26 protein-coding genes are annotated in these 23,352 nt (G+C 71.9%); 16 read left to right on the forward strand and 10 right to left on the reverse strand.

What is annotated here, in order from left to right:
- Positions 1–59 precede the first annotated feature (59 nt).
- From IF17_RS0111025 to IF17_RS0111045, 5 genes are all read left to right on the forward strand, one after another.
- Entirely contained in the window at positions 60–1,028 is a 969-nt protein-coding gene (locus IF17_RS0111025) for a DUF4429 domain-containing protein (RefSeq protein WP_018511699.1), read from the forward strand.
- A gap of 151 nt (positions 1,029–1,179) precedes the next feature.
- Positions 1,180–2,562, forward strand: coding sequence for a sensor histidine kinase (locus IF17_RS0111030; RefSeq protein WP_030564660.1), 1,383 nt, complete (start codon positions 1,180–1,182; stop codon positions 2,560–2,562).
- The gene (locus IF17_RS0111035; RefSeq protein ID WP_018511697.1) at positions 2,559–3,248 is read left to right on the forward strand and encodes a response regulator; all 690 of its coding nucleotides are present in this window, start codon (positions 2,559–2,561) and stop codon (positions 3,246–3,248) included. Before IF17_RS0111030 ends, IF17_RS0111035 begins: the two co-directional genes overlap by 4 nt.
- Before the next feature lie 166 nt (positions 3,249–3,414).
- Positions 3,415–4,476, forward strand: a complete 1,062-nt coding sequence (locus IF17_RS0111040) for an alpha/beta hydrolase (protein WP_030564661.1) — start codon at positions 3,415–3,417, stop codon at positions 4,474–4,476.
- Positions 4,473–5,708 (forward strand): acyltransferase family protein, encoded by a 1,236-nt coding sequence (locus IF17_RS0111045; protein WP_030564662.1) that lies wholly within the window; start codon positions 4,473–4,475, stop codon positions 5,706–5,708. Before IF17_RS0111040 ends, IF17_RS0111045 begins: the two co-directional genes overlap by 4 nt.
- Positions 5,709–5,788: 80 nt before the next feature.
- On the opposite strand, the gene IF17_RS0111050 is transcribed toward IF17_RS0111045, so the two are convergent.
- The 3 genes from IF17_RS0111050 to IF17_RS0111060 all read right to left on the reverse strand — a co-directional run bounded on the left by IF17_RS0111050 (position 5,789) and on the right by IF17_RS0111060 (position 7,936).
- On the reverse strand, positions 5,789–6,817 hold the full coding sequence (locus IF17_RS0111050) for an aldo/keto reductase (RefSeq protein ID WP_030564663.1): 1,029 nt from the start codon (positions 6,815–6,817) through the stop codon (positions 5,789–5,791).
- Positions 6,817–7,323: a MerR family transcriptional regulator gene (locus tag IF17_RS0111055; RefSeq protein WP_030564664.1), complete on the reverse strand. Its 507-nt coding sequence runs from the start codon at positions 7,321–7,323 to the stop codon at positions 6,817–6,819. Before IF17_RS0111055 ends, IF17_RS0111050 begins: the two co-directional genes overlap by 1 nt.
- A gap of 73 nt (positions 7,324–7,396) precedes the next feature.
- Positions 7,397–7,936, reverse strand: a complete 540-nt coding sequence (locus tag IF17_RS0111060) for a hypothetical protein (RefSeq protein WP_030564665.1) — start codon at positions 7,934–7,936, stop codon at positions 7,397–7,399.
- A gap of 147 nt (positions 7,937–8,083) precedes the next feature.
- Between IF17_RS0111060 and IF17_RS0111065 the strand changes: the two genes are divergently transcribed.
- Positions 8,084–8,899, forward strand: a complete 816-nt coding sequence (locus tag IF17_RS0111065) for a serine hydrolase domain-containing protein (protein ID WP_030564666.1) — start codon at positions 8,084–8,086, stop codon at positions 8,897–8,899.
- A 169-nt stretch (positions 8,900–9,068) separates the two neighbouring features.
- Here IF17_RS0111065 and IF17_RS1000000140350 read toward each other — a convergent pair whose 3' ends face one another.
- Positions 9,069–9,347, reverse strand: coding sequence for an ATP-binding protein (locus IF17_RS1000000140350; protein ID WP_425315161.1), 279 nt, complete (start codon positions 9,345–9,347; stop codon positions 9,069–9,071).
- Between the two features lie 84 nt (positions 9,348–9,431).
- Between IF17_RS1000000140350 and IF17_RS0111075 the strand changes: the two genes are divergently transcribed.
- Both IF17_RS0111075 and IF17_RS0111080 read left to right on the forward strand, forming a co-directional pair.
- Positions 9,432–10,256 (forward strand): helix-turn-helix domain-containing protein, encoded by an 825-nt coding sequence (locus tag IF17_RS0111075; RefSeq protein ID WP_030564667.1) that lies wholly within the window; start codon positions 9,432–9,434, stop codon positions 10,254–10,256.
- Positions 10,240–10,506, forward strand: coding sequence for a DUF397 domain-containing protein (locus IF17_RS0111080; RefSeq protein ID WP_030564675.1), 267 nt, complete (start codon positions 10,240–10,242; stop codon positions 10,504–10,506). The genes IF17_RS0111075 and IF17_RS0111080 overlap by 17 nt, the downstream gene beginning before the upstream one ends.
- Before the next feature lie 77 nt (positions 10,507–10,583).
- Here IF17_RS0111080 and IF17_RS01000000136295 read toward each other — a convergent pair whose 3' ends face one another.
- The 3 genes from IF17_RS01000000136295 to IF17_RS0111095 are packed head-to-tail and all read right to left on the reverse strand — an operon-like array spanning position 10,584 to position 11,354.
- Positions 10,584–10,784 carry a hypothetical protein gene (locus IF17_RS01000000136295; protein WP_032771837.1) on the reverse strand — a complete coding sequence of 67 codons (201 nt, stop codon included), beginning with the start codon at positions 10,782–10,784 and terminating at the stop codon, positions 10,584–10,586.
- Complete coding sequence (locus IF17_RS0111090; RefSeq protein WP_030564677.1) at positions 10,781–10,990, reverse strand: hypothetical protein; 210 nt, start codon at positions 10,988–10,990, stop codon at positions 10,781–10,783. The genes IF17_RS01000000136295 and IF17_RS0111090 overlap by 4 nt, the downstream gene beginning before the upstream one ends.
- 28 nt (positions 10,991–11,018) lie before the next feature.
- Positions 11,019–11,354, reverse strand: coding sequence for a hypothetical protein (locus tag IF17_RS0111095; protein WP_030564679.1), 336 nt, complete (start codon positions 11,352–11,354; stop codon positions 11,019–11,021).
- A gap of 35 nt (positions 11,355–11,389) precedes the next feature.
- Between IF17_RS0111095 and IF17_RS0111100 the strand changes: the two genes are divergently transcribed.
- The gene (locus tag IF17_RS0111100) at positions 11,390–11,695 is read left to right on the forward strand and encodes a hypothetical protein (protein WP_030564681.1); all 306 of its coding nucleotides are present in this window, start codon (positions 11,390–11,392) and stop codon (positions 11,693–11,695) included.
- A gap of 37 nt (positions 11,696–11,732) precedes the next feature.
- Here IF17_RS0111100 and IF17_RS0111105 read toward each other — a convergent pair whose 3' ends face one another.
- Positions 11,733–12,392, reverse strand: coding sequence for a pirin family protein (locus IF17_RS0111105; RefSeq protein WP_030564683.1), 660 nt, complete (start codon positions 12,390–12,392; stop codon positions 11,733–11,735).
- Between the two features lie 157 nt (positions 12,393–12,549).
- Between IF17_RS0111105 and IF17_RS0111110 the strand changes: the two genes are divergently transcribed.
- The 5 genes from IF17_RS0111110 to fabF all read left to right on the forward strand — a co-directional run bounded on the left by IF17_RS0111110 (position 12,550) and on the right by fabF (position 17,450).
- On the forward strand, positions 12,550–13,749 hold the full coding sequence (locus IF17_RS0111110) for a PucR family transcriptional regulator (RefSeq protein ID WP_015608300.1): 1,200 nt from the start codon (positions 12,550–12,552) through the stop codon (positions 13,747–13,749).
- Between the two features lie 89 nt (positions 13,750–13,838).
- Positions 13,839–14,756, forward strand: a complete 918-nt coding sequence (locus IF17_RS0111115; protein ID WP_030564685.1) for an ACP S-malonyltransferase — start codon at positions 13,839–13,841, stop codon at positions 14,754–14,756.
- An 11-nt stretch (positions 14,757–14,767) separates the two neighbouring features.
- Entirely contained in the window at positions 14,768–15,799 is a 1,032-nt protein-coding gene (locus IF17_RS0111120) for a ketoacyl-ACP synthase III (RefSeq protein WP_030564687.1), read from the forward strand.
- Between the two features lie 63 nt (positions 15,800–15,862).
- Entirely contained in the window at positions 15,863–16,111 is a 249-nt protein-coding gene (locus IF17_RS0111125) for an acyl carrier protein (protein WP_014045780.1), read from the forward strand.
- 76 nt (positions 16,112–16,187) lie between these two features.
- Complete coding sequence (gene fabF, locus IF17_RS0111130; protein ID WP_030564691.1) at positions 16,188–17,450, forward strand: beta-ketoacyl-ACP synthase II; 1,263 nt, start codon at positions 16,188–16,190, stop codon at positions 17,448–17,450.
- A 146-nt stretch (positions 17,451–17,596) separates the two neighbouring features.
- On the opposite strand, the gene IF17_RS0111135 is transcribed toward fabF, so the two are convergent.
- Entirely contained in the window at positions 17,597–18,091 is a 495-nt protein-coding gene (locus IF17_RS0111135) for a DUF3145 domain-containing protein (protein WP_030564693.1), read from the reverse strand.
- A gap of 400 nt (positions 18,092–18,491) precedes the next feature.
- On the opposite strand from IF17_RS0111135, the gene IF17_RS0111140 reads away from it, so the two are divergent.
- Together IF17_RS0111140 and IF17_RS0111145 are read left to right on the forward strand one after the other, a co-directional pair.
- On the forward strand, positions 18,492–19,397 hold the full coding sequence (locus IF17_RS0111140) for an SGNH/GDSL hydrolase family protein (protein ID WP_030564695.1): 906 nt from the start codon (positions 18,492–18,494) through the stop codon (positions 19,395–19,397).
- A gap of 129 nt (positions 19,398–19,526) precedes the next feature.
- The gene (locus tag IF17_RS0111145; protein ID WP_030564697.1) at positions 19,527–20,660 is read left to right on the forward strand and encodes an amidinotransferase; all 1,134 of its coding nucleotides are present in this window, start codon (positions 19,527–19,529) and stop codon (positions 20,658–20,660) included.
- Here IF17_RS0111145 and IF17_RS0111150 read toward each other — a convergent pair.
- A complete protein-coding gene (locus IF17_RS0111150) occupies positions 20,648–23,200 on the reverse strand; it encodes a glycoside hydrolase family 3 protein (protein ID WP_030564699.1) in 2,553 nt (850 codons plus the stop codon). The two genes, IF17_RS0111145 and IF17_RS0111150, sit on opposite strands and share 13 nt — an antisense overlap.
- Positions 23,201–23,352: the final 152 nt, after the last annotated feature.

Genomic DNA, 23,352 nt, shown 5'->3' on the forward strand with positions numbered 1-23,352 from the left:
TTAATTGCGACTTACGCCGAGGGGGGACGTGTGAGCCTGTGCCGCATACGATGAGGCACATGGGTGATGTGCTGGCCGGAATTCATGCCACCTGGGAGTTCGACGCCGACTCCGTGCTCATCCGCTTCGAACGGGGTATCCGCACGCCGAAGCTCCTGCAGAGCCTGCGGGAGCGCCGCATCCCGCATGCTGCGCTGTCGTCGGTGACGCTGACCCCGGGCAAGCGGGACACGGTGGTGCTGCGTGTCGTGCCGAGACCGGGTGCGGACCCGCTCCTGGAGGCTGCCGCGGGGCAGCTGAAGGAGGGGTGCGACCCCTACCGCCTGGTGCTTCCTGCGGACCGGGAGCTGCTCGCGGAGTACTACGCGGACGAGCTGCGGTCCTGTCTGGGCCCCGCGTCCGACGAGCCCGCCGACCGTTTCCTGGTCGCCGCCCCCGAGGCGCCGATGCAGTTCAAGGCGTACGACGGACGGGCCGCCTTCGACGGGGAGCGGATCTCCTTCCGGTGGTTCTGGACGGGGGCCTCCAGCGCGAAGTGGAAGGCCGGTGACCAGACGTACCGGGTGAGCGAACTGGCCGGAATCGAGTGGCGCTCCCCCGAGGGCCTCGACGGCTATCTCCGTCTGGTGCCCCGTGCGGCCGTCCCGGCGGACCACCGCACCGGCGGCAGCCTCGGCGACCTCCACCGGCCCGTCAGCCCTGGTCTTGAGGCGGCGGGCATAGCCGTGGACGGCGCCCCGGCCACCGTGAACCGAGCCCCGGCGGACCAGGACCCGGCGGCGGTCCTTTTCGGCCTCGGCTACGGGCCGGTGCACGAGTCGCTGCCCTTCGCCGCCGCCGTACTGGAATCCGTACGCAGCACCCAGAGCGCGCCGGCCGTCCCGGCTCCGGTCCTGGTGAACGCCGGGCGGCGCGACCCCGCGGACATCGCCGAGCGGATCCATCACCTAGGCGAACTCCATCAGGCGGGACTGGTGACGGACGACGAGTACAGCGCGAAGAAGGCACAACTGCTGGCGGAGCTGTGAGGCCCCGTACGCACCGGAGACCTGCCCTGCCATCCCGTACGTCCCGGAGTGCGACCCCGCCACCCCGTACCCCGGTATGAGGCGGGCCGGGGGCGGTCAAGTCCCCGGTATGACGCCCGGGAGGCGTTCGCCCTCCTAGGCTGACCCGGTCATGTCCACTTCCCCCACCGGGCCCCTGCCGCCCGCCGACGGCCTGCTGAGCGCCGCCCGCCGCAATCTGCGCGAGCTCGCCCACGGGCTGTCCCACGCGTCCCATCCGTCCACGCCGTTGCTGGCGCACGCCCCGAAGCGGTGGCAGCGGCTGCTTCCGTACGTCGTGGTCCTCGCGCTGGCCGCGACGTTCATCCCGGTCACCATCACCAACCTGACCACGCAGTACGGCGTGCCCGGCGCGCTGGCGGGGGCGCTCGGCGTGGCCCAGGCGGCGCCGCTGCTGATGCTGGCCCACCGGCCCCTCCAGGCCTGGTGGATCATCTTCCCCGCCGACGTCCTGGGCGCGCTGGTGCTGCTGGCGCAGCCCGCCGATCCGCACGACGTCTGGCCGTGGACCCCGCCGGTGATCGTCGCCTACCTCTTCCTGCTGCTGGCGCTCGGGCTGCGCGAGACACGGCGGACCGTGATCGCCGTCTGGGCAGTGACGGGCGCAGCCGGCGCCGCCCTGCACCTGATCGCACCGGACCGCAGCAGCGGCAGTGCCCTGCTGCTGACGATCCTCGGCGGGGTGGTGCTGGTGATCGGCGGGGCGGTACGGGAGCGGGGCGTCGCGCAGCGCCGGCTGGCCGAGCAGGAGACGATCAGCGAGGCCGAGCGGGCGCAGCGGACGCTGCTGGAGGAGCGGACCCGGATCGCGCGTGAGCTGCACGACGTGGTCGCCCACCACATGTCGGTGATCACCGTGCAGGCGGACTCCGCCCCCTACCGGATCAGCGGGCTGCCGAAGGCCGCCGAGGAGGAGTTCACGGCGATCGCGGCGGCGGCGCGGGAGTCGCTGGGCGAGATGCGGCGGCTGCTGTCGGTGCTGCGCAGTGAGGGGACCGAGGGCGACCGGGCGCCGCAGCCCGGCCTGGACCGGCTCCAGCAGTTGGTGGAGGCGACCGTGCGGGCGGGGCTGCCGGCGGAGCTGGCGCTCAGCAAGGAGCTGAGCTCGGGGCGGGTCGAGGTGCCCCCGGCGGTGGACCTGTCGGCGTACCGGATCGTGCAGGAGGCCTTGGCCAACGTCGTGCGGCACGCGCCGGGGGCCCGCACCCGGGTCCTCGTCTCGCCGGAGCGCGGCCACCTCCTCGTGCTCGTCGTCAACGAGCGCGCCGCCACCCGCGGTTCGCCGCTGGAGACGAGCGGGACCGGGCACGGGCTGGTCGGGATGCGTGAGCGCGTACGGTTGACCGGCGGCACGCTGGACACCGGTCCGCTGCCCGACGGCGGGTTCCGGGTCGCGGCCCGGATGCCGCTGCCCCCGGCCACCGCGCCGCCCGCCCCCCCGTCCACCGCGCCGTCCGCCGCACCGCCAACGCCCCTGCCTCCGGAGGATCTGTGACCATCCGCGTGATCATCGTCGACGACCAGGCCATGGTGCGGGCGGGGTTCGCGGCGCTGCTGGCGGCGCAGAGCGACATCGACGTGGTCGGCGAGGCGGCGGACGGCCGGCAGGGCGTGGAGGTCAGCCGCCACCAGCACCCGGATGTGGTCCTGATGGACGTGCGGATGCCGGAGATGGACGGACTGGCCGCCGCCCGCGAGCTGTTGAACCCGCCGATCGGGGTGGTGCACCGGCCGAAGGTGCTGATGCTGACCACGTTCGACGTGGACGACTATGTGTACGAGGCGCTGCGCGCCGGGGCCTCCGGGTTCCTGCTGAAGGACGCCCCGCCCGCCGATCTGATCGCGGCGGTACGGGTGGTGGCGGCGGGCGACGCGCTGCTGGCGCCCTCGGTGACGCGGCGGCTGATCGCGGACTTCGCGGCGCAGCGGCCGTCGGGGGCGACGCGCGGCGGCCAGGCGTTGCGGCTGAACGGGCTGACTCCGCGCGAGACGGAGGTGCTGGAGCTGATCGCCCGGGGCCTGTCGAACCAGGAGATCGCGGGGCGTCTGGTGCTGGCCGAGCAGACCGTGAAGACGCACATCGGCCGGGTGCTGGCCAAGCTGGACCTGCGGGACCGGGCGCAGGCGGTGATCTTCGCGTACGAGTCGGGGCTGGTGACGCCGGGGGACGCGGGGGCCTGACTCCTCCTTCGTAGGGAGCCGTCCCCTCGCACGGGGCCGTCTCCGCCACCCCCTACCCCAGTAGCACTTCGCAGTTGGCCCCCCGGTGTGACGCCCCCTCACCCACCTTCTTCTTACCTTCCTCTCGCTCGCGCCGCCCGGTGCGGCAGCGGAGAGGGAGGGCACGATGCGCCGATACGCGAGGACCGTGGTCGCGTTGGCACTGGCTACGAGCGTGGTGACGGGGACGGCGGGCTGGGTCTCGGGGGATGCGCAGCAGGCGCTGACCGGGCCGCCGCCGGGCACCACGTCGTGGCGGGCGGACCGGGTGCTGGGGGCGGAGCTGCCTGATCCGGAGCGCGCGGACCCCGCCGAAGTGGCCGCGTTCTTCGAGGGGTTGAGCACCAAGGAGCGTCATCTCCTGCTCCTGCGCCACCCGTCCGTCGTCGGCAATCTCGACGGTGCCCCGCTTGAGCTGCGTTACCGCGCCAACTCCCTCGCCCTCGCCGCCGACGACGACCCCCGCTACCGCTCGCTCGTCGCCCCCGGCCGCCAGATCCTCGCGTTCGACCCGCGGGGGCGCGGCCAGGTCGCCGAGGTCTTCGGGGACCTGCGCTCGGCGCACGGGGTCTCGGTGGTGGTGCCCGGCTCGGACAACGACGCCGGGACCTTCGACCGGGCGAACGATGTGTACGGGACACCCGCCGGTATGGCCAAGTCCCTGTACGCAGAGGCCGGTCCGGGCACCGCCGTCATCGCCTGGACCGGGTACACCACCCCCGTGGGCGTGGGCGTCGACGCCGCGACCGGGCGGCTCGCGGAGGCGGGCGCGGGGCGGCTGACCCGGTTCGCGGAAGGGCTGACCGCCGACGGGCTGCCCGAGCCCGCCGTCTTCTGCCACAGCTACGGCTCCGTCGTCTGCGGCCTCGCCGCCCACCGCCTGCCCGCCACCGACCTGGTGGTCCTCGGCTCCCCCGGGATGCGGGCCGACGACGTGGACGGGCTGCGGACCCGGGCCACGGTGTGGGCGGCGAAGGACCCGACCGACTGGATCGACGACGTGCCGAGCGTGCGGTTCGCCGGGCTCGGCCACGGGACCGACCCCACGGACCCGGCGTTCGGGGCCCGTCGCATACCGGCCGGCGACGCCCGGGGCCACACCGGCTACTTCGCGCCGGGCACGGACTCGCTGCGGGCCTTCGCGGCGATCGCGCGGGGAGCCGCCACCGAGGAAGGGGCGGCCCGATGAACACCCCTACCCATACCCGTGCGCACCGGCTCGCCGCCCGCGTCGAGGCCGCCACCCCCGCCCACCGGGACCGGGCCATCGACGGCCTGCGCGCCCTCGCGCTGCTCGCCGTGCCGCTCGGGCACTGGATGCTCGGCGGGTTCCGGCTCGACGCGGACGGGCTGCACAACGCGTCCCCGCTCTCGACGTTCGGGGCCTTCGCCCCGCTCAGCTGGGTGCTCCAGATGCTGGGGATCTTCTTCCTGGTCGGCGGGTACGCCTCGGTCCTCTCCTACCACCGCCGCCCCTCGACCACGGCCGCCTGGCTGCGCGGGCGGCTGGTCCGGCTCGGCCGGCCGGTGCTAGGGGTGACCGCGGTGTGGGCAGTGCTGCTGGCCGCGCTGTCCTGGCTGGGCGTACCGGGCGACACCCTGCGTACGGGGTCGACGCTGGTGATCCAGCCGCTCTGGTTCGTCGGGGTGTACACGGTCGTCACGGCGCTCACCCCGCTCTGTGTCCGCCTCGCGCGCAGGCTCGGCGGGTGGGCGGCGCTGCCGCTGCTGGGGTCGGTCGCGGTGGTGGACTTCCTGCGGTACGGGCCCTTCGCCGAGGGGATGCCGTCCTGGCTGAGCGTGCTGAACATCCTGCCGGGGTGGCTCTTCGCCTATCAGCTCGGCGTCTCGTGGGGCGAGGGGCGGATAGGGAAGCGGGGTGCGCGGCTGCTGCTCGTCGGGGGCGGGGTGCTCTTCGCCGTGCTGCTGCTGGCGTTCCACTACCCGGCGTCGATGGTCGGCGTGCCCGGTGAGGCGCGGACCAACTCGCACCCGCCGTCGCTGCTGGTGGTGGCGCTGGCGGCGGCGCAGAGCGGGGCGGCGATCCTGGTGCGGGACCGGCTGGGGCGGGCGTTGCGCAGCCCGCTGCTGTGGGCGCCGGTCGTGGTGGTCAACCTGTCGGCGATGACCATCCTGTGCTGGCACCAGAGCGCGATGCTGGCCGCCGCCGTACCGGCCTCGTTGCTGGACGGGGGTACGGCGGCGGTGGCGGGGCTGACGACCGGGCCGGACACGGTGGGCTGGGTGCTGGCCCGGATCGTGTGGCTGCCGGTGTTCGCGGGGCTACTGGTGCTGATAGCGCGGTACACCCGCCGCTTCGACGCCCCGTGGAAGGCGGGCACCCGCGCCGCGAACGCCCGCCGCGCGCTGGCGGGGGTGCTGGCGGCGGGGTTCGCGGTGTTCGCGCTGGGGCTGGCGTGAGGGGGCCAGGGGGCCTTGGTCGTGATGAACTTCATGAACCACGCGATGACCACGTAGTGAGCCATCGCCACCTGCCGCACCTACTCCCGCGCCGACGACGTCAGGCTCATGTCCGGGTAGCGGTCGCCCGCGACCTGGCCCGCGATCGGCTCCAGGAGGGCCAGCTCCTCGGGTGTCAGCGTCAGCCGGGTGGCTGCGACGTTCTCCAGGAGGCGGCTGCGCTTGCGGGTGCCGGGGATGGGGACCACGGTCAGGCCATGCACCTGTGCCCGCTGCTGCACCCAGGCGAGGGCCACCTGGGCGGCCGTCACCCCGCGAGCGGCGGCGATCTTGTGGACCGGCTCCAGCAGGGCCGCGTTGGTGCGGGCGTTGTCGCCGGTGAAGCGGGGCTGGTGCTTGCGGAAGTCGCCCTCGCCCAGGTCCTTGCCCGCATCGGTGAAGGAGCCCGTGAGGAAGCCCCGTCCGAGCGGCGAGTACGGCACGAGCGTGACGCCGAGTTCCACCGCAGCACCGAGCGCGCTCTTCTCCACGTCCCGGCTGAAGAGGGACCACTCCGACTGGAGGGCGGCGATCGGGTGCACGGCGTGCGCGGCGCGCAGTTCGGGGCCGGTGACCTCGCTCAGCCCGATCTGTTTGATCTTGCCCTGCTGGATCAGCTCCGCCATCGCGCCGACCGATTCGGCGAACGGGACGGCCGGGTCGTGGCGGTGCATGTAGTAGAGGTCGATGACGTCGGTGTTCAGCCGGCGCAGGCTCGCCTCCACGGCGGTCCGGATGTACGCGGGGTCGTTGCTCACGCCCCGGTAGCCGGGGTCGTCGGAGCGCACCAGGGCGTACTTGGTGGCGAGGGTGATCTCGTCGCGGTGGGCGCCGACGAAGGGGGCGAGGAACTCCTCGTTGGCCCCGCGCCCGTAGACGTCGGCGGTGTCGAAGAGCGTGACGCCCGCCTCCAGCGCGGCATCGAGGGTGTCCCGGGCGGAGAGCTCGTCGGTGGCCCCGTAGAACTCGCTCATGCCCATGCAGCCGAGCCCTTGGACGCCGACCGTCGGGCCGCCCTCGCCGCCCAGCTCGACGGTGGTGGCGATCGTGTTCCTGTCGTTGTCGGTCATCAGGCGCTGTGCCTCTCCGGCGCCGTGCGGGCGCCCGCGTAGAACTCGATCTTGTGGTCGAGAACGGCGAGGGTGTCGTGGAGCTCCGCGATCCGCGTGATCACATCGCGGCGGGTCGACTCCAGAAGCTCTTGGCGCGCCTCGAAGGTGGACTCGCCCTCACGCAGCAGCTCCGCGTACCGCACCATGTCGGCGACGGGCATGCCGGTCAGCCGCAGCTTGCCGACGAAGACCAGCCAGTCCAGGTCGCGGTTGGAGAAGCGGCGCTGGCCGGTGTGCGAGCGGTCGACGTGGGGCATCAGCCCGATCCGTTCGTACCAGCGCAGGGTGTGTGCGGTGAGCCCGGTGAAGGCGACGACCTCGCTGATCGTGTAGCTGTCCTTGCCCTCGGGCCGGGGGTGCGGCTTGGGGAGAGCCGTGCAGGCGTTCACCCCCGAGGAGGGCTGCGGCCGTGGTGGTGCGCCGGTCGCGGGGGTGCTCCGGGAGGTTCCGTCGATCACCGTCATGCCCTCCACGCTAAATCCTTGGAGTGCACTCGAAGCAAGCCGTGGCCGGCAGGCGGTCAGTGGGGAAGGGGGCTCAGAGTTCCTCCTCCGCCCGGGTCAGCGCGTCGGTGATCACCCGGGTGGCGAAGTTCTCGTCGTCGGCGATGCGGTTGATGTGCTCCGCGAGCAGGAAGGCGGTGGCCTCCAGGGGCGTCATCTCCGCCTCCGTCCAGTCGCCGTACTGCTTGCGCCAGAGGCTGGGGCTCAGGCCGGTACCCGCGGCGATGACCAGGCCGGCCATCGTGGGGACGGCTTCCGGGCGGATGCTCTTGGGCATCATGCGCATCGAGGCGACCAGGGTCGGGACCACGTACTCGATGACGTCCTTGTCGTGGTCCTCATGAGCCTTCCGCAGCCACGTCATGTACATGTAGATCAGCGTGCAGACGCCGTCCAGCAGGTCTTCGGCCCCGCCGGGGCCGAGCGACTCGGTGAACTGCGCCATCATCGCCTGCTGTTCGGCGTCGGTCTCCGCGTTACCCGCGTGGATGCTCCGGAGCCGGGAGTCGATCAGCATGAGCGCCGCGCCCACATCGCCGGCGGGAGCGTGCTGGGGACCGTAGGCCGATGACACAGTGGACACGGGAACCTCCTCGTACGGCTGCGGTGCGCAGCGCCTCGCCTCCGCACAGTAGTCGGCCGAGGGGGCGGGAGTTGGTGACTTCGTCACCTTTCGGACGCGGTGACGGGGCCGGTTCCACGAACGTTAGGCTCGGGTCCCATGGAGAGCTTGCGGATCATCGACACCTGGCCCGTCCCGACCGCGGCGGCCGCCGTCGTACGGGCGGACGGCACCGTCCTCGGTACGCACGGCCCGACCGACCACCGCTTCCCCCTCGCCTCGGTCACCAAGCCGCTCGCGGCCTACGCGGCGCTGGTGGCGTACGAGGAGGGGGCCGTGGAGCTGGACGAACCGGCCGGGCCCGAGGGCTCCACGGTCCGCCACCTCCTGGCCCACACCAGCGGCCTCGCCTTCGACGAGCACCGGGTGACGGCCCCGCCCGGCAACCGCCGCCTCTACTCCAACGCGGGCTTCGAGGTGCTGGGCGACCACATCGCCAAGGCGTCCGGCATCCCGTTCGCGGAGTACCTGCGCCAGGCGGTCCTGGAGCCGCTGGGCATGACGTCCACGACCCTGGACGGCTCCCCCGCCCGCGACGGCGTCTCCACCGTGGACGACCTGGTCCGCTTCGCCGCCGAGGTCCAGGCCCCCCGCCTCCTCGACCCGCGTACGGTCCTGGAGGCCCAGAGCGTCGTCCACCCGGGCCTCAAGGGCGTCCTGCCGGGCTACGGCCACCAGAGCCCGAACGACTGGGGCCTCGGCTTCGAGATCCGCGACTCCAAGTCCCCGCACTGGACGGGCGCTTCCTCCTCCCCGGCGACCTTCGGCCACTTCGGCCAGTCGGGCACGTTCCTGTGGATCGACCCGGTGGCCGGGGTCGCCTGCGTGGCGCTGACCGACCGGGCCTTCGGACCGTGGGCGGCGGAGGCCTGGACCCCGTTCACGGACGCGGTCCTGTCGGAGGTCGCGGGCTGAACCGGGCGCGGGCGCCCGTCGACTTCCTCCGGTCGACGCACTCGAACCACACGGTCTTCCCCGTGCCGTCCCAGCGCTTGATCACGCCCCAGTCGTCGGTGACGGCATTGACCAGAATCAGCCCCCGCCCGCCGTCGTCGAGTTCGTCGCGCTTGATCGCGAGCGGAATCTACGGGCTGCTGTCCGCGACCTCCACGCGTACGCCGTCCCCGGTCGGCAGCCGGAAAATGAAGGTCTGGCAGCGGCGCCCGGGCACGTGCCGCACCACGTTGGCGATCAGCTCGGTGAGTGCGAGTTCCGCCGCCGGAGCGAGTTCGAGCAGGTCCCAGGTGGTGAGGTAGAGCCGCATGATGCGGCGCAGATGGCGGGCGGAGTGCTCCCCCATGGCGAGGTCGGCACGGTAGACGGGCTCCCCTGGATCAATTCGGGGGATGGATACACGGTTCATGCTCCCAGCCTGCGATCACGTGGCTACGCTCGGCTACGCCGTGAATCGAACGCCCCAAGGCGTTGCACATCGGAGGTCCGTGCCGTGGCCAACATCCAGACGCTCGACCCGACCCTGTCCCCTCTCAACTACTTCGGCTCGGAGCTGCGCCGCATGCGCGAGGCGCTCGGCCTGAAACAGAACGAGTTGGGCGCGATGCTCTACTGCACGGGCTCGCTGATCGGCCAGATCGAGACGACGAAGAAGGTCCCCACCCGCCAGTTCGCGGAGGCCGTGGACCAAGCGCTGCGCGCGGAAGGGTACTTCTCCCCGCTGGTGGGGCTGGTCCTGCGAAGCCAACTGCCGAGCTGGTTTCGTCCGTACGCGGACATGGAGGCGAAGGCGACGTACATCTCCACCTTCCAGTCGCAGGTGGTCTACGGGCTGTTGCAGACGGAAGCGTACGCGCGAGCCCTGATCGGCATGGAGCACCCGCACAAGGTGGACGAGATGGTGGCCGCCCGGCTGGAACGCCAGCGAGTCCTGGAGCGGGAGGACCCGCCCGCGCTGTGGGTCATCCTGAGCGAGGCCGTACTGCACCAGGAGGTCGGCGGGCCGGACGTGATGCGCGAACAACTGGCCCGGCTGTTGGAGTTCCGGGACGACCCGTGGGTGAACATCCAGGTACTGCCGTTCTCTGTCGGCCAATACCCGGCCATGCCGGGGGCGTTCAATCTCCTCCGGTTCGACGACGACCCGGACCTGTTCTACGCGGAGAGCTACGACCAGGGCCATATGACCGCCAACCCCTCCGTGATCAAGGAGCGTTCGCTCGGCTACGCTCGGCTGCAAGCCACAGCCCTCTCCCCCGAGGACTCGGCAACGACGATCACTCGTGTGATGGAGGAACGCTATGGGAACCGGCCGTGACCTCACAGGCGCAGAGTGGCGCAAGTCCTCGTACAGCGGCCCCAACGGCGGCGACTGCGTCGAATGCACCGTGACCGGCGGCGCCGCCTGGCAGAAGTCCTCGTACAGCGGCAACACCGGCGGTGACTGCGTCGAGATGGCCGCCGCCCCCTGCGGCTCCGTCCCCGTCCGGGACAGCAAGAACCCGACCGGCCCCGCCATCACCATCGGCGCCCCCGCCTGGCAGGCGTTCGTGGACGGGCTGCGCTGAGGCGCGTTCACACCGACGCGGCCGCAGCGGCGGTACGGAGGCGAGTCGGTCGCCCCGCACCCTCGCCGCTGCTGCTTTCAGAGATCGGCAGCCGCCCGCTTCCGCCGCCGCTCCTTGACGAAATCAACGGCCAGAGCCACCACGCAGAACGCGCCGAACACTCCTCCGAGCACCCTGAGGTAGACCGGAGACCCCGAACTCGCCGCTGTCCAGAGACCGGAGATGCCCAGCAGCACGAGGTATACCGGCGACTCGACGGCGGCCTGTTTCCTGGTCACGGCCGGACCTTCCGCCTGGGCCAACGAGTCGTTCCCCCGCCGCGCCGCTTCCGCCGGTCCTTGATCCTCTCCCCGACGAACCCGGCAACCCCTCCGGCCGCGAGCGGCAGCATGGCCTGACTCACCCATCCGTCCCCGAGCAGGGCGGCCAGCGCCGCGGCCACACCCAAGGCGCCGATGACGATCAGCACATCGGACGGCTTCACCGCTCGCCCCCCTCACGCTCCGGTCAGCTCACACTCCGGGCAAGGGAAGCGCTACTCGTCGCCCCTGCCCGAACTCCTCGGCCTCATCATCGCTGACGACCGCGAACGCGCCTGCGGGAACCCCGGGCAGCGTGGCCACCCGGGAAGCCACCGCCAAGAGTTCCTCTTCAGCGGCTCCGGTGACGAAGAAGACGTAGGCGTCCCCGTATTCCTCGCCCTCGTCATGGACTTCGACACCGCCCTCGTCCTCAAGGTCGACCAGGAAGTCCTCGACCTGGTCGATCCAGGCGTGCGGGGAGGAGCCGTCCGGCAGGTCCGGCGTCGGCAGCAACGGCACATGTATCTCGACAAGGGTGGCGGTCACGGAGACATACTGCCCGCTTGCTGAATTCGTGCGCCATGCGATCATCAGCGTACGACCTCGAATTCCGGGAGCAGTCCGGCCGCATACGCGACTGGGGGGCGGGTCTCCTGCTTCTGGCGGCCTTGATGTGGGGCTGGTGCGCGATTCTGCTCCTGACGAGCAAGGTCGCGGACGACTGGTCCGAGGCGCTGGTCGTCCTGGGGCTCTCCGTACCCGTGTCGGTCGCGGGAACGGCGCTGTTCACGATCGGCATGGTGAGCCGGCGGATGAGCGCACACGGCCAGGCGATGCGTGACCTGGACCGGCTGGCGGGCGAGGCCGTGAGGCCGCCCACCACCTGAGACGGACACCAAGTCCCCTCCCGGCGCCCGCCGGTGATCAGCCGGCCAGCTCCCAGACCAGCAACTCCGCCCCCTCCGCCACCGCGACCGCCTCCAGCCCTTCCGCGCCCGTGATCCGGGCCGCGTCCCCCGGCCCCAACTCCTCCCCGCCCACCGCGACTCGACCCCGCACCACATGCACGTACAGGCGCGCCGCGTCCGGCAGCGCCGTGCGCTCGCCCTCCGTCAGGCGGCGCACGTGCAGCATCGCGCCGGCCTGCGGCAGGGCGTACGGGGTGGAGTCGGCGATGCCGGGGACGACCGTGTACGCGGGTTCGCCGCCGGACTCCAGAGGAGCCAGCCACATCTGGAGGAAGGTCAACGGGGCTTCGCCGTCGTTGCGTTCGACGTGGCGGACTCCGGCGGCGGCACTGAGGTGGGCGACGTCCCCGGCCCGTACGACGGTGGAGTGGCCGGCCGAGTCGCGGTGGGTCAGCTCGCCCTCGACCACCCAGGTGACGATCTCCGTATGGCTGTGCGGGTGCTCGTCGAATCCCGCGCCCGCTGCCAGGCGTTCCTCGTTGCAGGCCAGGATCGGGCCGAAGCGGAGGTTGTCGGGGTCGTAGAAGGGGCCGAAGGAGAGGGCGTGCCGGGTCTCGATACCGGCGTCCGGCTCACCGCCCCGGTAGCGGTCCTCGGACCGGTGTACGGAAATCACCCGGCCACGGTAGCCCGGTGGCCCCCTTTCCGGGAGCGGCGGCCACCGGGCCGGAAGCTCCCGTACCGACCGGGCCGCACACTCCCGTACCGACCAGTAGGCGAGACCCTCGCCCCGCCCCACCGATCCACCGGCCCGATAAGGCAGTCTTGTCCTCGTGCCCCGACCCGATCCTGAGCATTCCGCCGCCCACGACGCCCACCTGCATGCCGCGACCCTGAAACGGCTGGAGCAGTCCTCCGGCCGACTGGCCGCGAACGCGATTGCCCGCATGGACGAATCGCTGCCGTGGTACCGGGCGATGCCCCCGGAGAACCGGTCCTGGATCGGCCTGGTCGCCCAGGCCGGTATCGCGGCGTTCACCGAATGGTTCCGGCATCCGGAGACCCCGCAGGCCATCTCGACCGATGTGTTCGGCACCGCCCCGCGCGAGCTGACCCGGGCGATCACGCTGCGGCAGACCGTCGAGATGGTGCGGACCACGATCGAGGTCATGGAGGCCGCGATCGAGGAGGTGGCGGCGCCGGGCGACGAGTCCGTGCTGCGGGAGGCGCTGCTCGTCTACGCGCGGGAGATCGCCTTCGCCACCGCCCAGGTCTACGCCCAGGCCGCCGAGGCCCGGGGGGCGTGGGACGCGCGGCTGGAGTCGCTGGTGGTGAACGCGGTGCTGTCCGGGGAGGCCGACGAAGGGGCCGTGTCCCGGGCCGCCGCGCTCGGGTGGAACTCGCCCGAGCACGTCTGCGTCATCCTCGGCACCGCCCCCGACGGGGACAGCGAGCTGACCGTGGAGGCGATCCGGCGGGCCGCCCGCCACGCCAAGCTCCAGGTCCTCACCGGGGTCCTCGGCAACCGGCTCGTCGTCATCGCGGGCGGCAGCGACAACCCGCTCCAGGTCGCCAAGGGCCTGATCGGGCCGTACGCGGCCGGGCCGGTCGTCGCCGGGCCCGTGGTGCCGGACCTGCTGGCGGCCACCCGGTCCGCGCAGGCCGCGGCGGCCGGGCTGAAGGCCTGCTTGGCGTGGCAGGACGCGCCGCGCCCGGTGCTGGCGGACGATCTCCTGCCCGAGCGCGCGATGGCTGGGGACCCTGCCGCGCGCGACCAGTTGGTGGAGGAGATCTACAGACCGCTGGAGGAAGCCGGTTCGGCGCTGCTGGAAACGCTGAGTGTCTATCTGGAGCAGGCGAGCAGTCTGGAGGGGGCCGCACGGATGCTTTTCGTCCACCCCAACACCGTGCGCTACCGGCTACGACGTGTGACCGACGTCACCGGGTGGTCACCCTCCGATGTGCGCTCCGCGTTCACCCTCCGAATCGCTCTCATCCTGGGGCGCTTGGCCGCGGCGGATCCTCAGTCCTAGACTTTTGTCGGACTTCAACAATTCCCCTGACGGTTCTTCGTCCCTGTCCCCACGGGCGTACCGAGCCGTCCACAAGAGAGAGTGTGAGGGTGCTCGTACTCGTCGCTCCCGGCCAAGGCGCTCAGACGCCCGGCTTCCTGACTCCCTGGCTCGACCTCCCCGGTGCCGCCGACCGCATCGCGGCGTGGTCCGACGCCATCGGGCTCGACCTTGCCCACTACGGCACGCAGGCCGACGCGGACGAGATCCGCGACACGGCCGTCGCCCAGCCGCTCCTGGTCGCCGCGGGCCTGCTCTCGGCCGCGGCCCTGGACGCGCCCTCCCCCGACGTCGTCGCGGGTCACAGCGTCGGTGAGATCACCGCCGCCGCGATCGCCGGTGTCATCGACGACGAAGCCGCGCTCCGTTTCGTCCGGACCCGGGGGCTCGGCATGGCCGAGGCCGCCGCGGTCACCGAGACCGGTATGGCGGCCCTGCTCGGCGGCGACCCCGCCGTCACGGTCCCGCACCTGGAGAAGCTCGGCCTGACCCCCGCCAACGTCAACGGGGGCGGCCAGATCGTCGCCGCCGGCACCGCGGCCCAGATCGCCGCCCTGGAGGCCGACAAGCCCGAGGGCGTACGCCGGGTCGTCGCACTGAAGGTGGCCGGCGCGTTCCACACGCACCACATGGCCCCGGCCGTGGAGAAGCTGCGCGCGGCCGTCGGGGACCTCACGGTCACCGACCCGACCGTGCGGTACGTGTCCAACGCCGACGGCCACACGGTCGCCACCGGCACCGAGGTCATCGCCCGGCTGGTCGGCCAGGTCGCGAACCCGGTCCGCTGGGACCTGTGCATGGAGACCTTCCAGAAGCTCGGCGTCACCGCGCTGGTCGAGCTGAGCCCCGGCGGCACCCTCACCGGCCTCGCCAAGCGGGCGCTGCCCGGTGTGAAGACGCTCGCGCTCAAGACCCCCGACGACCTCGACGCCGCCCGCGCGCTCATCTCCGAGCACGCAGGCGCCTAAGGAGCCCGAGCATGTCGAAGATCAAGCCCAGCAAGGGCGCCCCGTACGCGCGCATCCTCGGGGTCGGCGGCTACCGCCCGACCCGGGTCGTGCCGAACGAGGTGATCCTCGAAACGATCGACTCCTCCGACGAGTGGATCCGCTCGCGCTCCGGCATCGTCACCCGCCACTGGGCCTCCGACGAGGAGACCGTGGCCATGATGTCGATCGAGGCGTCCGGCAAGGCCATCGCCGACGCGGGCATCACGCCCGAGCAGATCGGCGCGGTCATCGTCTCGACCGTCTCGCACTTCAAGCAGACCCCGGCCGTCGCCACCGAGATCGCCCACAGGATCGGCGCGGGCAAGCCCGCCGCCTTCGACATCTCGGCCGGCTGCGCGGGCTTCGGCTACGGCCTGACGCTCGCCAAGGGCATGATCGTCGAGGGTTCGGCCGAGCACGTCCTCGTGATCGGCGTGGAGCGGCTCAGCGACCTGACCGACCTGGAGGACCGCGCGACGGCCTTCCTGTTCGGTGACGGCGCGGGCGCGGTCGTCGTCGGCCCCTCCCAGGAGCCGGCCATCGGCCCGACCGTGTGGGGCTCCGAGGGCGACAAGTCCGAGACCATCAAGCAGACGGTGTCCTGGAACGAGCTGCACATCGGCGACGTCTCCACGCTGCCGCTCGACTCCAAGGGCGAGATCAAGTTCCCGGCCATCACGCAGGAGGGCCAGTCGGTCTTCCGCTGGGCCGTCTACGAGATGGCCAAGGTCGCCCAGCAGGCGCTGGACGCGGCCGGGATCTCCCCGGAGGACCTGGACGTCTTCATCCCGCACCAGGCCAACATGCGGATCATCGACTCGATGGTGAAGACCCTCAAGCTGCCGGAACACGTCACGGTCGCCCGTGACATCGAGTCCACCGGCAACACGTCCGCCGCCTCGATCCCGCTCGCGATGGAGCGGCTCCTGGCGACCGGTCAGGCGAAGAGCGGCGACACCGCGCTCGTCATCGGCTTCGGGGCGGGTCTCGTCTACGCCGCGACGGTCGTTACCCTCCCCTAGGCACACCGGACCTTTTGGTCCGTATGCACGACCCCTGAAGAAACCCACCGAAGGAGCGCCAAGATGGCCGCCACGCAGGAAGAGATCGTCACCGGTCTCGCCGAGATCGTCAACGAGATCGCCGGTATCCCGGTCGAGGACGTCCAGCTGGACAAGTCCTTCACCGACGACCTGGACGTCGACTCGCTGTCCATGGTCGAGGTCGTCGTCGCCGCCGAGGAGCGCTTCGACGTCAAGATCCCCGACGAGGACGTCAAGAACCTCAAGACGGTCGGCGACGCTGCCGACTACATCCTGAAGCACCAGGGCTGATCCCAGCCCGGCTGTGTCGCCACCCGGCGGTGGCGCCGCTGATTCACGACCCTCTACACGTGGAGAAGATTTTCCAGTGAACTCGACCAATCGCACCGTGGTCGTCACCGGTATCGGCGCAACCACTCCGCTGGGTGGCGACTCCGCATCGACCTGGGAAGGTCTGATGGCCGGCCGGTCCGGCGTCAAGCCTCTCGAAGGCGAGCGCTTCGCCGAACTGCCCGTCCGGATCGCCGCCCTCGCGGCCGTCGACCCGAACGACGTACTGCCCCGCCCGCTCGCCCGCAAGCTGGACCGCTCGGCGCAGTTCGCGCTGATCGCGGCCCGTGAGGCGTGGGCCGACGCGGGCTTCACCGCCAAGGCCGGCGAGGACGAGTCCATCGCCCCCGAGCGGCTCGGCTCGGTCATCGCCTCCGGCATCGGCGGCGTGATCACCCTGCTCGACCAGTACGACGTGCTGAAGGAGAAGGGCGTACGCCGCGTCTCCCCGCACACCGTTCCCATGCTCATGCCCAACGGCCCGGCGGCCAACGTCGGCCTGGAGGTCAACGCCCAGGCCGGTGTGCACACGCCGGTCTCCGCGTGCGCGTCCGGCGCCGAGGCCATCGGGTACGCCGTCGAGATGATCCGCACCGGCCGGGCCGACGTGGTCGTGGCCGGCGGCACGGAGGCGGCGATCCACCCGCTGCCGATCGCGGCCTTCGCCAACATGATGGCGATGTCCAAGAGCAACGACGAGCCGGAGAAGGCCTCGCGCCCGTACGACACCGGCCGGGACGGCTTCGTCCTCGGTGAGGGCGCGGGCGTCGTCATCCTGGAGTCGGCCGAGCACGCCGCCAAGCGCGGCGCCAAGGTCTACTGCGAGGTGCTGGGCCAGGGCCTGTCGGCCGACGCCCACCACATCGCGCAGCCCGAGCCGACCGGCCGGGGCATCGCGGCGGCCATGCAGAACCTGCTGGACTCCAGCGACCTCAAGCCGTCCGAGGTGGTTCACCTCAACGCGCACGCCACGTCGACGCCGCAGGGTGACATCGCGGAGATCAAGGCGCTGCGGAAGGTCCTGGGCGACGACCTGGACCATGTCGCGATCTCGGCGACGAAGTCGATGACGGGGCACCTGCTGGGTGGCGCGGGCGGTATCGAGACGGTGGCCACCGTGCTCGCGCTGCACCACCGGATCGCTCCGCCGACCATCAACGTCGACGAGCTCGACGAGGCGATCGACGCGGACATCGTGCGCGGGGAGCCCCGGGTGCTGCCCGAGGGGCCGATCGCGGCGATCAACAACTCGTTCGGGTTCGGCGGGCACAACGTGGTGCTGGCGTTCCGGTCCGTGTGACCTTGCCTTTACGGGTGAAGCCCGCTTCCCGGTTGCCGGGGAGCGGGCTTCGTCGTGCGTTTTCGGGGCTCTGCCCCGGACCCCGCTCCTCAATCGCCGGAGGGGCTTGATCTGCTCGCCGGTCACCGCCGGGCAAGGGGCTTGAGCTACACCACCTGGTGCAGCCAGCGGACCGGGGCTCCCTCGCCCGCGTGGCGGAAGGACTCCAGCTCGTCGTCCCACGGCTTGCCCAGGAGGGAGGCGATCTCCACCTCCAGGTCGCTCTCGCCGCGCGTCGAGCGGGCCAGGGCCGCACGCAGGCGGTCCTCGGGGATCAGGATGTCACCGTGCATGCCGGTGACGGCGTGGAAGATACCGAGGCTGGGGGTGGAGCTGTAGCGCTCGCCCTCAGCCGTAGGGCACGGCTCGGCGGTCACCTCGAAGCGCAGCAGGTCCCAGCCGCGCAGGGCGGAGGCAAGCTGCGACGCGGTGCCGGCCCGGCCCTTCCAGGAGAATTCGGACCGCCAGGTGCCGGGCGCGGCCGGCTGTCTGATCCAGTCCAGCTGGACCCGCACACCGAGGACGCCCGCCACTGCCCATTCGACATGTGGGCACAGCGCGCGCGGTGCGGAGTGAACGTACAGGACTCCACGTGTCGTCACCGGAACCTCCCGTGTGGGACGAGGTACGCCTTCCCCAGCGGCCTCGCGCCCGCACCGCCTCTTTTCGGCCGGATCCCGAGGTTGTCATCAGTAAACAGCATCGGGAGTTAATCTCCTGAAAAGGGACAGTGTGTGACGTGACGTAATGTACCGGAGCCACCCGCCGTGACGAGGCCGGGAGCGGTGCCACTGGTTCGACGGGGAAAAGCTACCGTGCGCCGGGGCCGTCCGTGTGACGTACCGTCGGTCCGGGGCCCCTGATTCGCCGGCTTTCACCCGGCAGGGCGCGCACGCCCGCGACCTGGGGGATCGCGGGCTTGCCGGGGGCATGACCAGAGGCATAAACCAGGGGTTGACCGGAGGGGAACGGCGAATGACGGAGCGTGCGACACGCCCTCGAATGCGTACCGTCGGGGCCGCGCTGGCGGCGCTCTCGTTCGTCGGTGTGGCGGCGCTGGCCGGATGCAGCGGTGAGGGTTCGGGTGACGGCGTGTCACAGAACGCGTCCACCACCTCCTCACCCTCCGCGTCGCCGTCCCCCTCCCGCGCCTCCGGCTGGAACCCGAAGCCCGGGTCCGTCGCCGCCGTCGGGGACTCCATCACCCGGGGCTTCGACGCCTGCTCGGTGCTGGCGGACTGCCCCGAGGTGTCCTGGGCGACCGGGAGCGACAGCCTGGTGCGGAGTCTCGCCGTCCGGCTGCTCGGCCCGGCGAAGGCCGTGGACCGCAGCTGGAACCATGCGGTGTCGGGGGCCCGGATGGCCCAGCTGCCGGAGCAGATGGCGCTGGCGGCGAAGGAGCGGCCGGAGCTGGTCACGGTGATGATGGGCGCGAACGACGCCTGCCGGGACTCGGTGGGGCTGATGACGCCCGTGGCGGACTTCCGGGCGTCGTTCGAGGCGTCGATGCGGCAGCTGCGGGCCGGGGCGCCCAAGGCGCAGGTGTACGTCTCCAGCGTGCCGGACCTGAAGCGGCTCTGGTCGACCGGGCGGCTGGACGAGGGGGCCAAGCGGATCTGGAGCCTCGGGATCTGCCGGTCGATGCTCGCGGAAGCGGATGACCTGGGGCCCGCGGCCGTGGCGCGGCGGGACGCGGTGCAGGAGCGGGTGGTGGCGTACAACGGGGTGCTGCGGGACGTCTGCGCGAAGGACCGGCACTGCCGGTACGACGGCGGGGCGGTCTTCGGCTTCCGCTTCACCGGGGCGCAGCTGAGCCCGTGGGACTGGTTCCACCCCAGCCGCGATGGCCAGGCCCGGCTGGCGGAGATCGCCTACCGGAACATCACGGCGGCCGAACCTCCCGCGTAGCCCGGGGCCCCGGGCCGAACCCTCTGGCCGCTCCGGCCTCGCACCCGCCCCTACGGGTGGCGCGAACCCGCTCTCCCCCTTCACCATGGACAGCGTGATGTGCCGGTCCGCGACCGAGGGTGGTTGATCATGACGACAGTGGAGCGGAGGCCCGGTGCGCCGGCCGCCGAGGACACCGCCCCGCTCGTCTCACCGGTCGGCTCGCACAACGAGTGGGACCCGCTGGAGGAGATCATCGTCGGGCGGCTCGACGACGCGACGATCCCTTCCAGCCATCCGGTGGTCTCCTGCAACATCCCGCCGTGGGCGGCCCGCATCCAGGGGCTCGCGGCCGGCCGCACGTACCCGCGCCGGCTGATCGAGCCCGCGCAGCAGGAGCTGGACGGGTTCGTCTCGCTGCTCCACTCGCTCGGCATCACCGTCACCCGTCCGGACGCGGTCGACCACCGGCGGCGGTTCGCGACCCCCGACTGGGCCTCGCGGGGCTTCTGCAACACCTGTCCGCGCGACAGCATGCTGGTGATCGGCGACGAGATCATCGAGACCCCGATGGCGTGGCCGTGCCGGTACTTCGAGACGCACTCCTACCGCCGGATCCTCAAGGACTACTTCCGGCGCGGGGCGCGCTGGACCGCCGCTCCGAAGCCGCAGCTGACGGACGAGCTGTTCGAGAAGGATTTCCGCACCCCCGGGGCCGATGAGCCCATGCGGTACATCCTCACCGAGTTCGAGCCGGTGTTCGATGCGGCCGACTTCGTGCGGGCCGGGCGCGATCTGTTCGTGACGCGCTCCAACGTCACCAACGGCATGGGCATCGAGTGGCTGCGCCGCCATCTCGGCCCCGGCTACCGCATCCACGAGATCGAGAGCCGCTGCCGGACGCCCATGCACATCGACACGACGTTCCTCGTCCTGGCGCCCGGCAAGGCGCTGGTCAACCCCGACTACATCGACGTCGACCGGCTGCCCGCCGTCCTGGACTCCTGGGACATCCTCGTCGCCCCCGAGCCGGAGCCCGTCAAGGATCTCGTGCTCCGGACCACCTCGATGTGCGGCAAGTGGCTCAGCATGAACATCCTCATGGTCGACGAGACCCGCGTCATCGCGGAACGCCACCACACCGGGATGCTGCGCGCCCTCGAACGGTGGGGCTTCGAGCCCATCCCGTGCGACCTGATGCACTACGCGCCGTTCGGCGGCTCCTTCCACTGCGCGACGCTCGACGTGCGGCGGCGCGGGACGCTGGAGTCCTACTTCGACTGACCGGCGGTGACCTCCACCGTCGTGGTCGCGCGGACGTCCGTCAGGGAGCGGGCGGCCTGGACCGTGTAGGTGCCGGGGAGCGTCTTCCAGCCGTACGCCTCCTCGTCCCAGACCTGGTACGCGCGCCGCTCGACCGGGACGGTCACCTCCACGCTCTCGCCGGGGGCGGCGGTGACCCGGGCGAAGCCGGCGAGCCAGCGGGCCGGGCGCGCGGGGGCGGTGGGGGCGGGCTCCGGAGCCAGGTAGATCTGGACGGTGTCGCTGCCGGGGCGGGGGCCGGTGTTGCGGGCGCGCACGGTGACCGAGTCGGGGGTGGCGGTGACGGTGTCGTACTCCCAGGTGGTGTAACCGAGTCCGTGGCCGAAGGCGTACGCGGGGGTGGTGCCCGCCTGCTCCCAGGCGCGGTAGCCGATGAAGACGCCTTCGGTGTAGGGGAGTTCGCCGTTGGTGGGGGTGGTGGCGGAGACCGGGACGTCGGCCAGGGCGACGGGCCAGGTGGTGGGGAGGCGTCCGCCGGGCTCGTACTCCCCGCGCAGGACGTCGGCGAGCGCGTGGCCCGCCTCCTGGCCGGGGAACCAAGTCAGCAGGACCGCGGCGACCTCGTTCCGCCAGGGCAGCTCCACCGGGGAGCCGGAGTTGACGACGACGACCGTACGGGGGTTGGCGGCGGCGACCGCGTGCACCAGGGCGTCCTGGTGGCCGGGGAGCCTCAGGTCGGTGCGGTCGAAGCCCTCGGACTCGACGCGTTCGGTGGTGCCGACGACCACGATCGCGGTGTCCGCCGTACGGGCCGCCTCGACGGCCTCGGCGATCAGTTCGTCCGGGTCGCGGAGCGGGGCGAGGTGGACGAGCGAGAAGGCGACGCCCTTGAGGGGGTGGCCGGTTCCGGGGCCGGGGCGGTGGTTGAGGGAGACCCCGACGGGGGTGTGGGCGGCGAGGGGGAGGCGGCCGCGTTCGACCGGCTCGTTGAAGAAGGCGCCGAGCGGGTCGGTGCCGGGGGCGCGGTCCTGGGTGCCCTCGAAGAGGGGGCGGTCGTCGACGGTGAGGGCGAAGGAGCCGGTGCCCCGGGTGCCGAAGGTGTGCTCGCCGCTCTCGCGCGGGGTGAAGGTGCCGGTGATCTCGACGGTGTCCAGGGTGTCGTGGGTGACGCCTTCGGGCAGGTCGGCGCCGATCCACTGGATCTGGCCGCTGGGCAGCGGGACGGTGGCGAGGACGGTCCCCTCGGCGTCGCGGCAGACGGCGGTGAGGTCGAACCCGGCCTCGGCGATGGCCAGTTCGTCGCTGGGGTCGGCGCCGACGGTGTAGCTCAGAGCGCCTTCGGGGAGGGCGGCGGTCAGCCCGTCCAGCGGGGAGACCACATGGTCGGGGAAGACCAGGGCCGAGCCGCCGCCGAGCACCCGGGCGTCCCGGGCCAGTGCGCCGGAGAGGGCGACGGTGGTGCCGGGGGCGAGCGGGAGGACGGCGGCCCCGTCGCGTACCTCGTCGCGTACCCCGTCACGAACCTCGTCGCGGGCTTCGTCACGTACCCCGTCGCGTACCTCGTTGCGTACGAGCACGAAGGAGCGGCGGGCGATCTCGCGGGCCAGCGCCTCTCCGTCCACGGTGGCGGGGAGATCGGCGGGGGCCACAGCGGGCGGGGCGGACTCCAGGGCGCCGGTGCGGGCGGCGAGCAGCAGGATGTTCCGTACGGCGATGTCGACGATCTTCTCGTCCACCTCACCGGCCCGCACGGCGTCGGCCAGCGCCTCGCCGTAGACCGTGCGCGGGCCGGGCATCGCGGCGTCGAGCCCGCCGGTGATGGCGCCGACGGTGGTCCGGGCGGCGAGCCAGTCGGAGACGATGAAGCCGTCGAAGCCCCATTCGCCGCGCAGCACGGCGTTCTGCAGGTAGCGGTGCTCGGTCATCGTGGAGCCGTTGACCTGGTTGTAGGCGGCCATGATGCCCCAGGGGTGGGCGTTTCTGACGATCCGCTCGAAGGGGGCGAGGTACAGCTCGCGCAGGGGGCGCGGGGCGACCACGTTGTTCACGGTGAAGCGGTCGGTCTCGGCGTCGTTGGCCACGAAGTGCTTGACGGTGGTGCCGACGCCGCCGTCCTGGACGCCCCGGACGTAACCGGTGCCGATCTCGCCGGTGAGGTAAGGGTCCTCGCTGTACGCCTCGAAGTGGCGGCCGCCGAGCGGGGTGCGGTGCAGGTTGACCGTGGGGGCGAGCAGCACGTGGACGCCCTTGCGGCGGGCCTCCTGGGCGAGCAGCCGTCCGGCGCGGCGGGCCAGCTCCGGGTCCCAGGTGGCGGCGAGAGCGGTGGGCGAGGGCAGGGCGATCGAGGGGTCGGCGGCGGTCCAGCGGACGCCCCGGACACCGATCGGGCCGTCCGACATCACCAGGGAGCGCAGGCCGATCGCGGGCAGGGCGGGCAGCGACCACAGGTCCTGACCGGCCAGGAGGCGCGCCTTGTCGTCGAGACCGAGGGCCGCGAGGGCCGTGTCGACGGCCTCCCGGCGGAGCGCCTCGGAGTTGCTGGTGCTGGACGCGGCTGCCACGGCCGTACCTCCTGGTCGAGTCCGGTGGACCGGTGGACCCCTCCATGGTGACGCGCCGACCGGTAGCGCGGTAGGTTTTGTTATGCATTCGTTACATTACGGGGTGGCGGGTGCGGTGACGACGTACGGTTCGGGTGAGCGGGACCGGCGTG

Origin of the sequence: Streptomyces cyaneofuscatus (genome assembly GCF_000718135.1) — a bacterium.
Taxonomy (GTDB): Bacteria; Actinomycetota; Actinomycetes; order Streptomycetales; family Streptomycetaceae; genus Streptomyces; species Streptomyces cyaneofuscatus.

Excerpts from the sequence above, each read along its gene's own strand:
- IF17_RS0111025 (WP_018511699.1), top strand. The coding sequence starts at position 60 with ATGGGTGATGTGCTGGCCGGAATTCATGCCACCTGGGAGTTCGACGCC.
- IF17_RS0111030 (WP_030564660.1), top strand. The coding sequence starts at position 1,180 with ATGTCCACTTCCCCCACCGGGCCCCTGCCGCCCGCCGACGGCCTGCTG.
- IF17_RS0111040 (WP_030564661.1), top strand. The coding sequence starts at position 3,415 with ATGCGCCGATACGCGAGGACCGTGGTCGCGTTGGCACTGGCTACGAGC.
- IF17_RS0111045 (WP_030564662.1), top strand. The coding sequence starts at position 4,473 with ATGAACACCCCTACCCATACCCGTGCGCACCGGCTCGCCGCCCGCGTC.
- IF17_RS0111050 (WP_030564663.1), bottom strand. The coding sequence starts at position 6,817 with ATGACCGACAACGACAGGAACACGATCGCCACCACCGTCGAGCTGGGC.
- IF17_RS0111055 (WP_030564664.1), bottom strand. The coding sequence starts at position 7,323 with ATGACGGTGATCGACGGAACCTCCCGGAGCACCCCCGCGACCGGCGCA.
- IF17_RS0111065 (WP_030564666.1), top strand. The coding sequence starts at position 8,084 with ATGGAGAGCTTGCGGATCATCGACACCTGGCCCGTCCCGACCGCGGCG.
- IF17_RS1000000140350 (WP_425315161.1), bottom strand. The coding sequence starts at position 9,347 with ATGAACCGTGTATCCATCCCCCGAATTGATCCAGGGGAGCCCGTCTAC.
- IF17_RS0111080 (WP_030564675.1), top strand. The coding sequence starts at position 10,240 with ATGGGAACCGGCCGTGACCTCACAGGCGCAGAGTGGCGCAAGTCCTCG.
- IF17_RS0111100 (WP_030564681.1), top strand. The coding sequence starts at position 11,390 with ATGCGATCATCAGCGTACGACCTCGAATTCCGGGAGCAGTCCGGCCGC.
- IF17_RS0111120 (WP_030564687.1), top strand. The coding sequence starts at position 14,768 with ATGTCGAAGATCAAGCCCAGCAAGGGCGCCCCGTACGCGCGCATCCTC.
- IF17_RS0111125 (WP_014045780.1), top strand. The coding sequence starts at position 15,863 with ATGGCCGCCACGCAGGAAGAGATCGTCACCGGTCTCGCCGAGATCGTC.
- IF17_RS0111140 (WP_030564695.1), top strand. The coding sequence starts at position 18,492 with ATGCGTACCGTCGGGGCCGCGCTGGCGGCGCTCTCGTTCGTCGGTGTG.
- IF17_RS0111145 (WP_030564697.1), top strand. The coding sequence starts at position 19,527 with ATGACGACAGTGGAGCGGAGGCCCGGTGCGCCGGCCGCCGAGGACACC.